Genomic DNA, 14,278 nt, shown 5'->3' with positions numbered 1-14,278 from the left:
CTCAGCTCCTAATTAAAAGCCCCTCTGCCACAAGCTGGCAGAGGGGCTAGGATGAAAGAAATTTAGCTCACGACTTGATTGATCGCATCGCCTAAGCGGGTAAGCAATTGCTCAACATCATTATGGCCGATGATTAATGGTGGAATCACCCGCACCACATCGTTGCCCGAACCAACTAATAGCAAGCCCTGATCAAAGGCTGCTTCGGTAATTTGGGCCGCAGTTGGGCCTTTGAATTCTACACCCCACATCAGGCCACGCCCGCGCACAGCACTAATCACATCAAAGCGTTCGCCTAAATCGCGTAGGCCAGCGCCCAATTCGGCCCCAACCGAGCGCACATGCTCCAACATCGTGGGATGCGTGACCTTTTGCAAAACGACGTTGGCAACGGCACAAATAAAGGGATTTCCACCAAACGTTGTCCCATGATCGCCGTAATTCAAAGCTTTGGCAGCCCGTTCGTTGACCAACACCGCGCCAATTGGTAAACCACCACCAAGCGGCTTGGCCAGCGCCATAATATCAGGATTGATGCCTAAGGCTTGGTGTGCCCAAACGTCGCCAGTTCGGCCCATGCCACATTGAATTTCATCGAAAATCAACAAGGCATCGACTTGATCGCAACGGCGGCGCAAGGCTTGGGCAAACTCAGGGCTGATTGGCCGAATTCCACCTTCGCCTTGAATTGGCTCAACAATCACGGCGGCAACGCTCGCATCAATCGTCGCTTCAAGGGTCGCTTGATCACACTCAAGGTTGATAAAGCGCACCCCTGGAATCAATGGATTAAATGGTGTGCGATAGGCCTCGCGTGAGGTAACCGACAATGCGCCCATCGAACGGCCATGGAATGCGTCGTTAAAGGCTACAAAGCCGGTTTGCTGCTCAGGGCGTTGGTTGTGGGTGTAGCGACGGGCAAATTTCAGGCTGGCTTCGATTGCCTCGGTGCCAGAATTACAGAAAAAAGCCTTGCTAGCCCACGGCGTTAAATCGATCAAACGTTGAGCCAATTCAGCTACTGAGGCGGTGTAATACAGATTTGAACTATGTAACAAGCCTGTCGCTGCTTGTTGAATTGCTGCTACAACTTCAGCATCGCCATAACCCAAGGCATTAACTGCAATCCCAGCGGTTGCATCCAACAAACGTCGTCCATCGGCGGCATGCAGCCATGCGCCTTCGCCACCAACTAACGCGAGTTTGGCTCGTTTGTAAAGCGGCAACAGAAATTTATCACTTTGCGCAATAATCGCTTCGTGTTCGCTTTGTGTCATGGCCTAGGTTCCATCCCGTACTAGCAACAATCAATTGGCGTGCATTGTAGCACTTTCTGCGAAAGGATGAATTATGAAGGATGAGGGATGAATGATAAAAAGTTATGAAACCACGAAGAACGCGAAGATCGCTAAGGTTGGGTTCATCCAGTGTTTGAATTGATAACAAATGGGCTAGAACGATCAATCAAACCTTCGTGCACTTCGTATCCTTGGTGGATCAAAAAAGAATGAATTATGAAGGATGAGGGATGAATGATCAAAAGTTATGGAACCACGAAGAACGCGAAGATCGCTAAGGTTGGGGTAATCCAGTGTTTGAATTGCCAACAAATGGGCTAGAACAATAAACCTAAACTTAGTGTCCTTCGTGTCCTTCGTGGTTAAAAACTCCTGATTTCTTACATTGGTTTCAAACGTTGCCATAAATGAAATGTCGCTAGGCTGCGATAGGGGCTAAATGCCGCCATCAAAGCGAGGGTTGTCGAGCGATCTGGGCGTTGCTCAAGCTGGAAAAATGCCTGTAAGCTGCTGGTCAGGCCACTATCGCCCACTGGCACACAATCGCTAAAGCCAAACGAACGCATCAACACATATTGGGCTGTCCATGGGCCGATGCCCCGCAACGCTAATAGTTCGCGCTCGATCCGTGTGGCCGATTTGCGGTGATAGCTCGCTAAGGGCAAACTTTCAGCAACAATCGCCTGCGCTGTATCAATTAAATAGCGGGCCTTGGCGTTGGAAAAGCCCAAGGGTAGCAGTTGCTCAACGGTTAATTGGGCAATTGCATCGGGCGTTGGCGCAAGATAAAAATCCTCATTTAATTGTTGCCCAACCAGCTCAGTAAGGCGTTGGCGCAAGCGATAAGCCACCGCCAGCGAAATTTGCTGACCCAAAATTGCCCAAACCAAGGCATCAAATGGATTATGCACCAAGGGCATACGCAAACCACGTTGTTGCTCAATTAATGGCAATAATGCCGGCGATTTGGCAACATGAGCCTCGAAGCGGCTGGGATCGTTGGTTAAACCCAAACCTGCAATAACATGGCTGTGAATCGTGGCAACGTCGCTGGGCGTTAATGGTGGTTGCTCCACAATCCTGCATTCAGCCGTGGTTGGGGTGATTGCAACTGCGATTAACACCCCAGTTTGCTCATTTAAGCGACAGGTGCTGTGCCATGTTTGCTCGACCACCCGATCGGTTAGGCTAACTGGATCGCGCCCAAGCTGGCCTAAAATTTGGCGGCTAGGATAATCGTTGGGCAAGGCAAGGCTAAATCGCCCAGTTTCAGCTATACGCCGATATTCGCTAGGCGTGAGCATGGTGTGTTTGCGAAAGTTTTCGTTGAAGCTCGATAAGCTATCAAAGCCCACTTCGTTGGCGATCGCAATAATCGTTTGCTCGGTGTTGAGCAATAAACCACAAGCGGCCTCAATTCGCGCTCGTAACAGCAAATCGGCAGGGGTCGTGTGGTAATAGACCCGCAGCAGTTCAAATAATTTGGTTTGGCCAACGCCCGCAGTTTGAGCCATGGCCTTAACATCGGCAAATGCGGCTGGTTGGGCCAACACCGCTTCAATCAATTGCTCAGTCAAATGTTCTTCAGGATCAAAACCACGATAAAAATCATCTGGTCGGCACAATTTGCAAGCGCGATAGCCCGCCCCTTGAGCTGCGTTGGGGTTGCTAAAAAATTCAACATTCTCAGGCTTGGGCTTGCGGGCGCGGCAACTTGGCAAACAATAAATGCCCGTAGTTTTGACTGCCGTAATAAATTTGCCGTTATAGCTGGCATCCGATTGCAGCATGTGGGCAACCATTTCGTTATGGCTTGGCAGGTTTGGCTCGGTTTCAGTTAACATCATTTTTTCTTTCACACTAATTCAAAACTCGCTTGGGCAGGCGTATCTTTAAATTGAGCACCTTCGTGGCGCAGCAACCAGCGTTTGCGTTCCAAACCACCAGCATAACCAGTCAGGCTTTTGTTGGCTCCGATCACCCGATGGCAGGGCAGCACCAAGCTAATTGGGTTTTGGCCATTGGTCATGCCAACCGCCCGAGCAGCGCTGGGTGTGCCAACTTTGGCCGCCAACTCGCCATAGCTCATCGTTTGACCAACCCCGATTTCGCGTAGTGCCAACCAAACTTTGCGCTGAAACTCGCTGCCTGCTAGATCGACCGCAATCGGATCGAGCGCCCGCAGATCGCCTGCAAAATAGCTAGCAACTGCATCGGCCCACAGATTTTGGCTGGCGAGAATGAGCGCAAATTGGCCATAACGTTGGCTGAGTAAGCGTTGGCAGCGGGCTTGGTTATCGCCAAAATCCAAATAGACTACGCCTTGAGGGCTGCTAATAATCACGACAGCGCCAATCGGCGTTGCGATTTGTTCGATAGTTAACTGTTGCATGGGCAAACTCCTGTGTGACCGATTGACTGCAAGCAGTATAGCGAGGGTTGCTGCTGGCGGCTACCGTTTTTCTTCGCACTAATTTTGCATGGAAATCGTGCTAGGCTTAATTCAATCGCTTGAAAAAGGAAATTTCGATGAAAATAATAATTTTTGGGGCTACGGGTATGATTGGCCAAGGCCTGTTGCGTGAGTGTTTGTTGAATCCAGCGATTGAGCAAGTGTTGTGTGTTGGCCGCACGCCCACAGGCCAACGCCACCCAAAACTAGCCGAAATTGTGCATAGCAATTTATATCAACTAAGCTCAATCGAGCATGAATTGGTGGGCTATGATGCTTGTTTTTTTTGCTTGGGTGTTTCGGCGGCAGGCATGACCGAGGCTGCTTATCGCTCGATTACCTATGATTTGACGCTGCATGTGGCCCAAACCTTGGCGCGACTCAATCCCCAATCAAGTTTTAGTTATATTTCAGGTTCGGGCACTGATGCTGATTCGCGGTCGATGTGGGCACGGGTCAAAGGCCAAACTGAACAAGCCTTATTGGCCTTGCCATTTCGCGCAGCCTATATGTTTCGCCCGGGCTTTATCCAACCTCAACATGGCATAGTTTCCAAAACCCGCTGGTATCGGTTGATGTATAGGCTTACTAGCCCGCTGTATCCCGTATTTAAACGCTTGATTCCCCAATATGTGACTACCACCGAGCAACTAGCCCAAGCCATGCTGCGGGTTGCCCAAAACGGCGCACCCCAGCCAATTATCGAAAATAGCATGATCAATCAGCTTTAAATGCTTAATAATTGGGAGCTTTGGCTTGCCCCAAAATCAATATTTGACGTTATAATGGGCTAGAATAGCGATGCTGCTCTTTTTAACCCTTTCGTCAAATCAACCAGCCTTGAAGCGGAGAAGTTGCCTATGAAACGTGCGCGTTTATTAATGTTCGTGGTGCTAGCTGGCTTGTTAACGCCACTCGGTGTATGGGCGCGGCCTGTAACCCCACCCCAAGCCCAGCCGCAAGCACCGAATACCCCAAGTTTTTTTATTGACCCAAGTGTTGTTGATCAAGATGCAGTTGCAGGTCAAACACTTCAGTTAATCTTTACGGTTCGTAATAATTCAACAGCACCAGATAACATTGTCCAAGAAACTTATACATATCTTCAACCTAATACTCCTGGAGGATGGACTATAACATTCAACCCTGCAACATCTCCTTTACCAGGTATTACTTCGGGAGAGTCTACGAGTTTTGTTGCTAATATCCAAATCCCTGCGGCAGCCAGGGGACTGTTTACGTTTAATATCCAAGCACGATCTACAGTCTCAAATATTGTTCGTTCTGCTGATATAAGGCTTAATGTCGTTGCACCAACAGCAACTCCAACCCGCACCAATACGCCGACTCCTGCTACCCCAACTGCAACTAATACTGGTACACCAGGGCGAATTTGCGATGGAAATGGTGGGACGATGAATGATAGATTTGAGCCAAATAATACCCGTAGCCAAGCTCGCCGAATTGAAGTTGATGTGCCCCAAGTCCACGCGATTTGTCCAGTTGGCGACGAAGATTGGCTCTTATTTGGCGGTTTAGAGGGCAAAGTTTATACAATTGATGTCTCGCAAATGGTCGATGGGCTGGATCTTTCGTTGACGCTCTATGATAGCAATGGCAATCAATTGGCCTTCAACGACGACTTTCCGCGCAACAACGACCCTAGCGATATCAAGCCACGAATTCAATCGTGGCGTGCGCCTGCCAATGGCCAATATTACATCAAGGTGCGCGATTCCGCCGGACGCGGGTTTATTGATGCACTCTATACGGTGGTGTTGAATAGCGAAAGTTACGGCCCCACGCCAACGCTCATCCCCGAAATTTGTAAAGATCTCTACGAGCCAGATGGGTTGCCTGAAATTGCACCGTTGATTGTGGTTGGCGAAGTTCACCCTGACCATCGGTTGTGCCCACGCGGCGATGCCGATTGGGTCAAATTCTTTGGCAAGGCTGGCAAAGTCTATTCATTATTCACCTCGGAACTTAGCGTTGGTGCTGATACAGTCATGGTATTGGCTGATCGCGATGGCACGACGATTATCGATTTCAACGACGATTATGAATCAGGCTTGGATTCGCGGATCGATTTCGCGCCATTCGTCGATGGCTTCTATTTTGTGCAGGTCAAAAATGTTGGTGATGTTGGCAATCAGTTTATCGATTACACCTTAACCTTCCAGATCAAGACCAATGCAAATCAGGGCGAACCGACCATGCAGCCAACCGCAACCTTTGAAGATGATATTACGCCAACCTTCGAAGATGATGTTACGCCAACTAGCGATCCTAATCGCACGGCAACCGCGACTGGCACGGCAACCCGCACGCCAACTTCGGCCTATCCCACCCCAACAACTTCATCGAGCAACAAATTGCCCAACTTCGATACGCGCAGTAATGGCAAATTTGCCGACCCAGCTTTTAACAAGGTTTGGAGCTACGCCGATGCTCCGGTGGCAAGTGGCCAAGCCGTGCGTTCGTGGTTGTGGGGGCCGAGCAGTGGCCAAGCCCGCGCCGAGGTTTACGATCAAGCGCCTGGTGGTTTGCGTCAAGTGCAATATTTCGATAAATCGCGCATGGAAATTAGCGATTTCGAGGCCGACCGCCAAAGCCAATGGTTTGTGACCAACGGCTTGCTGGCTAAAGAATTGATTCAAGGCCAGATTCAAATTGGCGATAGCAACTATGTGCAGCGTAGCCCCGCCCAAATTAATATTGCTGGCGATTTAGGCGATGCTTCAGCTCCAACCTATGCCAGTTTTAGCAATTTGTTGGGGTCAACTAGCGATCGCACTGGCCAATTCGCCGATCAGCAATTAGCGCGAAGTGGCAAAGTGAGCGCTTATGCTGGCGCTGCAACTGATGCAGCTAAGTTGGTGCATTACGTGCCACAAACTGGCCACAACATCCCTAGCGCCTTCTGGGATTTTGTCAATCGCCAAGGCTTGGTCAACCAAAATGGTCGCACCCAAAACGGCCAAGTAATGGATTGGGTTTTTGCCTTGGGCTACCCAATTAGCGAAGCCTACTGGGCCAAAGTCTATGTTGGTGGCGTTGAGCAAACTGTGTTGGTACAGGCCTTCGAGCGCCGCGTGCTGACCTACACGCCTAGCAACCCCGCCGATTGGCAAGTTGAGATGGGCAATGTCGGCCAACACTACGAACAATGGCGCTATCGCTAAACTCAATTCTTCTGCTTCAAGGCTAAACAGAAAACCCCGTGTTCTTAGTTGAACACGGGGATTTTGCTGCTCAAACGAACCTACAAGCCCAAAATCGCATCCAAGCGTGACCAATCGCAGCGCTCAGCCATGAGTTTGGTGAAGCGTTCGAGTTTGGTACGTTCATGCAAGCGAATATGCCCAAACATATTTTCAATCCGCTCAACCGCCGTCAAGGTATCATCAGCAATTGTGATAATCGGCACGTTGCGTTGTTCGGCGCGATCGATCACCGATTGTTGTGGGCGGAAGTTGCCCGTCAATACCAAGACATTGGTTGAGGTTTCCAAGGCGGCCAGTTGCAAATCGGTGCGGTCGCCGCCAGTGATCACGGCTTTGTTGGCGCGACGGCGGAAGTGCGATAAGCCCGCTTCGGCTCCCATGGCCCCAATCATCAGCGATTCGATGATTTTGCCCTTGCCAAAATCGGCTCCAATTACATTGCCACCAAGCTCAGCCACCAAATCTTCAACCGGAATGCCTGAGAGCGCACTATCTTGCGGCAACAAGCCCAAAACCGCGATGCCATGCTGCTCAAGGAATGGCACAACATGCGATTGGACAAAATCGAGGCGGGTTTCTTCGATTTGGTTAAGAATTACGCCCTTGAGCCGTTTGCCGACGAAGCGTTGCACCGACAAAATTGCATCGACGGTGAGCGTAGTGCGGTAGCGCGAAACCAAGACCATGGGCGCATCGATCAAATCGGCCACCCGATCAGCACTTAGATCGACAAGCGAGCCTTCGGCCCAACTGTTCGTGCCTTCAACGATCGTCACTTGATGTTGGCTGCTGATTGCTTGGAACGCTTGTTGCACCGCCCCAGCCCAATCGTGCTGCTCGCCACGCAAAATGCTTTCGATCGTCGTGCGGCGCAAAAGCACTGGCGCAATCTGCTCCAATGGTTCGCTCAGGCCGAAACTCTCGCGAATAAAGGCAGCATCTTCATCGAATGCCCCTTCTGGCGTGTGGGTTACCGAAACACTGACTGGCTTCATGTAGCCAGCATCAATCTGGCGATCCTTGAGTTGGCGCAACAAGGCAGCACAAACTGCACTCTTGCCAACATATGATTCTGTTGATGCAACATACAGCGTTGCCATAGCGAAACTCCTTTATCGAAGGATGAAGGATGAGGGATGAGGGATGAATATTGGCTGAATTTTAAAGAAACTATATTCATCCAAAATTCGTGAGAAACCAACTGATTCCTCTTCATAATTCATCCTTCATCCCTCATCCTTTCAAATCTATCCTTGCAGAATAATGCGGGCATCGAGCACGATTACGCCTTCGCCACGGTTGTAGACAACCAACGGATTAATATCCATTTCGACGATTTCGGGGAAGTCGCTAACCAATTGGCTGACCCGCAGCACAATATCTTCAACGGCTTCTAAATCGGCGGTTTGCTCGCCACGCACGCCCTGCAACAATGGAAACGAACGAATTGCCCGCAGTTGTTCGCGCACTTCTTCGCGGCTTAAGGGCGCAAGTCGAAATACAACATCTTTGAGCACTTCGACATAAATACCGCCCATGCCCACGCCAATCAGCGCCCCAAATTGCGGATCACGGCTGACCCCAACCAGCACTTCGCGGCCTTTCCGTGCCATTTCCTGCACCAAAACCCCCCAAATCCGCGCATTTGGGCTAAATTTACGGGCGCGATAGGCGATTAGCTCGTAGCTATCGCTGGCAGCTTGCGGGTCGGCAATGCCCACGCGCACCCCGCCAATATCGCTTTTGTGCAGAATATCGGGCGAGCTAATTTTCATCACCACCGGAAACCCAATTTCCTTGGCAATTTCGGCGGCTTCTTCAGGCGAACGCGAAAGCCGGCTGTCGGGCAAACGCATGCCATACGCCGCCATAACTTCACGCGCCTCGATCTCGCCAAGTTCAACCCGCCCAGCCTCGCGCACTTGAGCAAATAACTCGCGGACATGCGCTTTATCAACATCAAAACGCGCATAGGTCATGGCTGGTTGTTCACGCCAGCGGCGATGTTGCCACATGGCTTCCAAGGCCGATACTGCCCGTTCAGGGAACTCGTAGTTGGGGATTTTATATTGATTAAGCAGCTTGAGCGCAGGCTTGATGCTATATGCGCCCATAAAACTGGCGACAATTGGTTTGCTTTGGTTGGCTGAAAGCTCGGCCATGGCTTCAACCGTGGCTTCGGCTTCGCTGCCAGCTTGTGGGGTAAACAGCACCAACACCGCATCAACATTCGGGTCGGTCAAGGCTGCCTGAATCCCAATGCGATAGCGATCAGCTTTGGCATCGCCGATCACATCGATTGGATTATAGACATTGGCGGTGGCTGGTAAATTGGCTTGTAAATGGCTGATGGTTGTGGGGGTGAATTCGGCCATCTGCAAGCCAGCTCGCTCAATCGCATCGGTGGCGATAATTCCAGGCCCGCCAGCATTGGTGACAATCGCAATGCGTGAGCCAGTCAGCAAGGGTTGGTAGGCAAACACCAAGGCAAAATCAAACAATTGCTCCATTGTGCGAGCACGAATGATCCCGCTTTGGCCAAATGCCGATTCGTAGGCGCTCTCGCTGCCCGCCAACGAGCCGGTGTGCGAGGAAATTGCCCGCGTACCTGCTGCCGTCGTACCGCTTTTAATTGCGATAACTGGGGTGCGTTTGGTTACTTCGCGGGCGGCCTGAATAAAGCCTGGACCATCGGAAATGCCTTCCAAATAGGCCAAAATAACTTTATTCTGGGGATCGTTGCCCCAAGCCTGCAACAGCGCCACTTCATCAACATCGGATTTATTGCCAAGGCTGACGAAGCGCGAAAAACCAATATTGGCCTCTTTGCTCCAATCGAGAATGGCGGTACAAACCGCGCCCGATTGCGACATAAAGGCAATTTCACCATCAGCGGGCATTAATGCTGCAAACGAAGCATTCAAATCGCTGACCGTATCAATCACACCAAGACAATTGGGGCCGACCATGCGCATGCCGTAACGTTGCACAATCTCTACCAATTGATGTTCAAGCTTAACCCCTTCACCGCCTACTTCCTTGAATCCTGCGGTGATCACGACTAAACCGCGCACACCTTTTTGGCCGCATTCTTCGACCACATTTAAGACATGCTGCGGTGGAATAACCAAAACTGCCAATTCAACATCAGCGGGAACAGCAGCGACCGACGGGTAGGCCGTTTGGCCTAAAACTGCACTGGCAGTAGGATGAATCGGGTAGATTCGCCCTTTATAGCCATTGTCGATTACATTTTTGAGGACACGGTGACCAAGACGTGATGGATCGGGAGATGCTCCCACCACGGCCACCGATTGCGGAGCGAAAATCTCCTCCAGCATAGCGATTGCCTCCGGGTTACTTCGATCACCCCTAGAGCATATCACATCTGGCGGCGCTTGAATGGGCTAAATGTCACGGAAGTAGGCAAATCGAATGGCCTGCCACAAAATCAAGAGGGCGATGCCGCTCCACACCAACGCCCATAAAATTGCTGGAACTCCGGTTGCTTGTTGCATAATCAGGGCATCGCTGGTGACATGGCGACGGTAGGATGAAAGTCGCAGTAAATCCCATAAGCTATCGAGCGCATTTAAGATGGTTTGCACGCCCAAAACTAACAAGAGCCACTCGTTCCAGTGCAACGCCAATTTATAACTAGCGGCAATGAATGCACCCGCCAGCAAAATACCAACAATAATGCCAAAAATATTACGAACAAACAAGCCACACAGCACAAACAGCGCAATTCCAATAATTAATGTGACGCGATCAGCGCTAATGCCCCGTGCTGAAAGAATTAATAATGCGCCGCCAACCAAGGCGCTGCTCAAATAGCCAGCACTGGCCACAATCCAACGAATGCCGCCAGCTGTCCAGGCCACGCCCTCGCCATTTGAATACACTTCAAGCCGATCGAGTTTGCCGCCAGTCAGTAATGAAGCAAAGCCATGGCCAAGCTCATGCACAAAGGTATTGAACAGCTCAAACGGATAAACCAGCCAATGCAGCACTGGCAACCGCGCGATGATCGTTGAGGTTACCGCGATGGCAATCGCGATCCATAGTTCGTTGTTGCGTAGCATGGTGTTCTCCACGGGCGTAGTATAGCGATTGATCCACGAAGGACACGAAGAGCACGAAGGGGTCAGGATTCAGGGATGAGGGGGCAGTTCGATTTGATTCAGTGCAATCACAACCCTGGCCTCTGATCCCTAGCCCCTGACCCCTAGCCGCTAGCCCCTCACTCGCCAAGCATGATACAAAATGATTGAGCCAGCAGTGGCGGCGTTGAGCGAGGCGACTTTGCCGCGCATCGGCAAGCGCACCAACAAATCGCAGCGTTCGCGGGTTAAGCGGGCCAAGCCTGGGCCTTCCGCGCCAATCACCAAGGCTAAAGCTCCGCGCAAATTGGCCTTATCAAAATCGACAGCCCGCTCATCATCTTCAACTCCCGCCACCCAAATATTGTACTCTTGCAGGTGCTTGATAGTTTGGGCAATATTGGTAATTTGAGCCACATACAAATGCTCAACTGCACCCGCCGAAGCATTAATTACCGCTGGTGTGATGCTGGCCGAGCGTCGATCGGGGAAAATAATGCCATGTGCGCCGACAATTTCGGCGGTACGCATCAGTGTGCCAATATTTTGTGGGTCTTGCAAATGGTCGAAAATCAAGATCAGCGGCTGTTCGCCACGCTCACGGGCTAGCTCAATAATATCGTCAACTTCGACATAGGGATAGGCACCGCATTCGAGGGCAATGCCTTGATGGTTTGCCCCAGCAGTGCGTTTATCAAGCTCACCACGCTGCACTTTAGCAACTTGAATTCGGCGTTCGCGGGCAATTGTATTGATCGCCTGCATCGATTCGCCCTCTTTGATGCCATCGGCGATCAGTAAACGTCCCAATTTGCGCCGATTGGCGCGTAACGCCTCTAAAACAGCATTGCGTCCATACAATAATTCCAAAGTATCAATCCTATTCGGTGCTAAGTTATTGGTCAGTTTGCGCTATTATAGCGGCAAGCTGTCAATGGAGGAATCAATGGATCAGCAACCGAAGGAGCAAAAGCGCGTGATTACACTAAGCGTTGGCATGATTATCAATCTTCTTCTGATTGGGTTGGTCGCTGGAGTGGCTGGCGGCATGTTCGGAATTGGTGGCGGGGCGATTATGGTACCAGCCATGGTCTTGTTGCTGGCACTCGATCAGAAATTTGCGACTGGCACATCGATTGGCGCACAAATTTTGCCAGTTGGGTTGCTCGGCGCTTTTGTTTACTATAAAGAGGGCAATTTAGATTGGCGAGCTTCGATCGTTATTGCGCTTGGTTTGCTAGTTGGAACCTATTTTGGAGCCAAAATTGCTGCGCCAATTTCGTCGGCAACCATGAAAAAGCTCTATGGCGCATTTCTGTTTATCATTGGTGCCCGCTATTTGTTTATGAAATAGCTGCTGTTAGATAATCGGCAAGCATCCGCCATTAACCAACATGACGATTAGTTGATTGAGCCATCATTGCAAAACTATGCTAAAACTGATCAACCATGATCAAGGCTTGACGCTGTTGCATGGCTAGGGTAGATTGAGTTGATACTGCAAGGAGGCTCGGTAATGCCATCAATAACTCTCGATGCTCAACGCTGGCAAACATTCAGTCAGTTGCTCACGGCAACCGCCTACCAAAACCCACAGGATCTGCTTGATTCGTTTTTGCAACGTTTAATTGAGTTTTGGCCGGCCCAAGCAGGGGCATTGCTCTATATTGACCCATTGAATGTGCCGTTTTCGCTGGAGCATGGCGAATTGCCCGCAGATGGCCACGAAATGATCGAGCAGGCTCGCTCGGTCTTCGAGCGCACCACTGGCGGCGAGCAGGATTTAGGGGTCTATGGGATTAACGATGAGCTAGCCTTGGTGGAATTAACCTTGCGTTCCGGTGATGATGAGGTTGGCCTGTTGCACCTGATTGTTTCTGCCGACCGCGTATCACCTGAGAACGAGGGCGAATTGGCCTTGCTTTTGGTAGGTGTGGCTGGCGGAGCCGCCGATCGGGTGGCCTTGCTCAACACGACGCGCAGCGAGCTTGATGAGATGAATTTGCTCTATCAAGTGAGCCAATCGATTGCCAGTGATATTGATTTGCGCAGCCTTTTGCGCACGATTATCGAAAAAGTGACCCAATTGGTCGATAGCGAAAGTGCCTCGTTGCTGTTGGTCGATGAAGTGCATAAAGAGCTGTATTTTGAAACACCATCGAGCAACAACCAAGAATTGCGTTCTTATCGCATGCCAATGGATCAAGGCTTCGCTGGCTGGGTCGTAACCCATGGTCAAGGCTTGATTGTCGATGATCCGCAAAATGATGCGCGCTTCTATCGCCAAGTTGATAGCGATATTTCGCATCAAACCCGCAATATTCTGACTGTGCCAGTGCGTTCACGCGAGCGGACCGTTGGGGTAATTCAGGCGGTCAATAAGCGTAATGGCCCGTTTACCGAGCACGATTTGCGCACGCTCTCGATGCTGGCCAACCAAGCGGCGATCTCGATTGAAAATGCCAATCTCTACACCAAACTCAAAGAAGAACGCGATCGCTTGATTCGCAAAGAAGAAGAAGTGCGCCATCAAATCAATCGCGATCTGCACGATGGGCCAACCCAATCGGTCGCAGCAATTGCCATGAACATCGAGTTCATCAAGAAATTGATGCAGGCCATGCCTGAGCGCGTCGAAGATGAGCTTAATTCGTTGGCGGCCTTGGTCAAAAAAACCTACCAAGAGTTGCGTACTCTGTTGTTTGAGTTACGCCCGTTGGGTCTCGAAACCCAAGGCTTAATTGCAACCCTACACGAATACGCCAGCAAATTTCGTGATCCATCGGGGATGCAAGTGCGCTTTACACCTGGCAATTTCCTTGGTCGTTTGGCCCCACAAACTGCCGCCGCCACCTTTATGATTATTCAAGAGGCGGTCAATAATGCCCGTAAACATGCCAAAGCCTCAATGGTCTGGATTGAGCTTTTTCAAGATCATGAGCGGCATATGCTCACTGCTGTGGTGCGTGATAGTGGCATTGGTTTTGATCTCAAGAGCATCACGACTTCATATGAGGAACGTGGCTCGTTTGGGTTGTTGAATATGGGCGAACGGGCAAGCCTCGCTGGTGGCTCCTGCGAGATTCGTTCATCGGCAGGCGAAGGCACGCAGATTATCATTCGAGTGCCCATGTTGGTTGAAGAAATGGATGAATAGGAGCGCTAGCCCCGCGCCTGCTGCCGTGGGAGAAGAGGTGA

The 14,278-nt window shown here is 50.7% G+C and carries 11 protein-coding genes and 1 pseudogene; 5 read left to right on the top strand and 7 right to left on the bottom strand.

Going from position 1 to position 14,278, the window contains the following annotated elements; all coding sequences use genetic code 11:
- Positions 1–62: 62 nt before the first annotated feature.
- From LCH85_20045 to LCH85_20035, 3 genes are all read right to left on the bottom strand, one after another.
- Positions 63–1,277: an aspartate aminotransferase family protein gene (locus LCH85_20045; GenBank protein ID MCA0354290.1), complete on the bottom strand. Its 1,215-nt coding sequence runs from the start codon at positions 1,275–1,277 to the stop codon at positions 63–65.
- Between the two features lie 401 nt (positions 1,278–1,678).
- Positions 1,679–3,145 carry a helix-turn-helix domain-containing protein gene (locus LCH85_20040; protein ID MCA0354289.1) on the bottom strand — a complete coding sequence of 489 codons (1,467 nt, stop codon included), beginning with the start codon at positions 3,143–3,145 and terminating at the stop codon, positions 1,679–1,681.
- A gap of 8 nt (positions 3,146–3,153) precedes the next feature.
- Positions 3,154–3,690 carry a methylated-DNA--[protein]-cysteine S-methyltransferase gene (locus LCH85_20035; GenBank protein ID MCA0354288.1) on the bottom strand — a complete coding sequence of 179 codons (537 nt, stop codon included), beginning with the start codon at positions 3,688–3,690 and terminating at the stop codon, positions 3,154–3,156.
- A 137-nt stretch (positions 3,691–3,827) separates the two neighbouring features.
- On the opposite strand from LCH85_20035, the pseudogene LCH85_20030 reads away from it, so the two are divergent.
- The 3 genes and pseudogenes from LCH85_20030 to LCH85_20020 all read left to right on the top strand — a co-directional run bounded on the left by LCH85_20030 (position 3,828) and on the right by LCH85_20020 (position 6,935).
- Positions 3,828–4,016 (top strand): annotated as a pseudogene (locus LCH85_20030) (epimerase).
- Positions 4,006–4,065 (top strand): GlyGly-CTERM sorting domain-containing protein, encoded by a 60-nt coding sequence (locus LCH85_20025; GenBank protein MCA0354287.1) that lies wholly within the window; start codon positions 4,006–4,008, stop codon positions 4,063–4,065. Before LCH85_20030 ends, LCH85_20025 begins: the two are co-directional and overlap by 11 nt.
- Before the next feature lie 545 nt (positions 4,066–4,610).
- Complete coding sequence (locus tag LCH85_20020) at positions 4,611–6,935, top strand: hypothetical protein (GenBank protein MCA0354286.1); 2,325 nt, start codon at positions 4,611–4,613, stop codon at positions 6,933–6,935.
- Positions 6,936–7,015: 80 nt separating this feature from the next.
- Here LCH85_20020 and LCH85_20015 read toward each other — a convergent pair whose 3' ends face one another.
- The 4 genes from LCH85_20015 to rlmB all read right to left on the bottom strand — a co-directional run bounded on the left by LCH85_20015 (position 7,016) and on the right by rlmB (position 11,950).
- Complete coding sequence (locus LCH85_20015; protein MCA0354285.1) at positions 7,016–8,077, bottom strand: phosphotransacetylase family protein; 1,062 nt, start codon at positions 8,075–8,077, stop codon at positions 7,016–7,018.
- A gap of 147 nt (positions 8,078–8,224) precedes the next feature.
- Complete coding sequence (locus LCH85_20010) at positions 8,225–10,318, bottom strand: acetate--CoA ligase family protein (protein MCA0354284.1); 2,094 nt, start codon at positions 10,316–10,318, stop codon at positions 8,225–8,227.
- Positions 10,319–10,384: 66 nt separating this feature from the next.
- Positions 10,385–11,062, bottom strand: a complete 678-nt coding sequence (locus tag LCH85_20005; protein ID MCA0354283.1) for a M50 family metallopeptidase — start codon at positions 11,060–11,062, stop codon at positions 10,385–10,387.
- A gap of 150 nt (positions 11,063–11,212) precedes the next feature.
- Positions 11,213–11,950: a 23S rRNA (guanosine(2251)-2'-O)-methyltransferase RlmB gene (gene rlmB, locus LCH85_20000; GenBank protein MCA0354282.1), complete on the bottom strand. Its 738-nt coding sequence runs from the start codon at positions 11,948–11,950 to the stop codon at positions 11,213–11,215.
- A 76-nt stretch (positions 11,951–12,026) separates the two neighbouring features.
- On the opposite strand from rlmB, the gene LCH85_19995 reads away from it, so the two are divergent.
- Entirely contained in the window at positions 12,027–12,434 is a 408-nt protein-coding gene (locus LCH85_19995) for a sulfite exporter TauE/SafE family protein (protein MCA0354281.1), read from the top strand.
- Between the two features lie 162 nt (positions 12,435–12,596).
- On the top strand, positions 12,597–14,237 hold the full coding sequence (locus tag LCH85_19990; protein MCA0354280.1) for a GAF domain-containing sensor histidine kinase: 1,641 nt from the start codon (positions 12,597–12,599) through the stop codon (positions 14,235–14,237).
- Positions 14,238–14,278 lie beyond the last annotated feature (41 nt).

It is taken from the genome of Chloroflexota bacterium, from assembly GCA_020161265.1.
Classification (GTDB): domain Bacteria; phylum Chloroflexota; class Chloroflexia; order Chloroflexales; family Herpetosiphonaceae; genus Herpetosiphon.
This window is presented reverse-complemented; position numbering and strand designations above follow the sequence as displayed.

Coding starts and splice junctions, on each gene's coding strand:
- LCH85_20040 (MCA0354289.1), bottom strand. CDS start 3,145: ATGATGTTAACTGAAACCGAGCCAAACCTGCCAAGCCATAACGAAATG.
- LCH85_20015 (MCA0354285.1), bottom strand. CDS start 8,077: ATGGCAACGCTGTATGTTGCATCAACAGAATCATATGTTGGCAAGAGT.
- LCH85_20010 (MCA0354284.1), bottom strand. CDS start 10,318: ATGCTGGAGGAGATTTTCGCTCCGCAATCGGTGGCCGTGGTGGGAGCA.
- LCH85_20020 (MCA0354286.1), top strand. CDS start 4,611: ATGAAACGTGCGCGTTTATTAATGTTCGTGGTGCTAGCTGGCTTGTTA.
- LCH85_20045 (MCA0354290.1), bottom strand. CDS start 1,277: ATGACACAAAGCGAACACGAAGCGATTATTGCGCAAAGTGATAAATTT.
- LCH85_19990 (MCA0354280.1), top strand. CDS start 12,597: ATGCCATCAATAACTCTCGATGCTCAACGCTGGCAAACATTCAGTCAG.
- LCH85_20005 (MCA0354283.1), bottom strand. CDS start 11,062: ATGCTACGCAACAACGAACTATGGATCGCGATTGCCATCGCGGTAACC.
- LCH85_19995 (MCA0354281.1), top strand. CDS start 12,027: ATGGATCAGCAACCGAAGGAGCAAAAGCGCGTGATTACACTAAGCGTT.
- LCH85_20035 (MCA0354288.1), bottom strand. CDS start 3,690: ATGCAACAGTTAACTATCGAACAAATCGCAACGCCGATTGGCGCTGTC.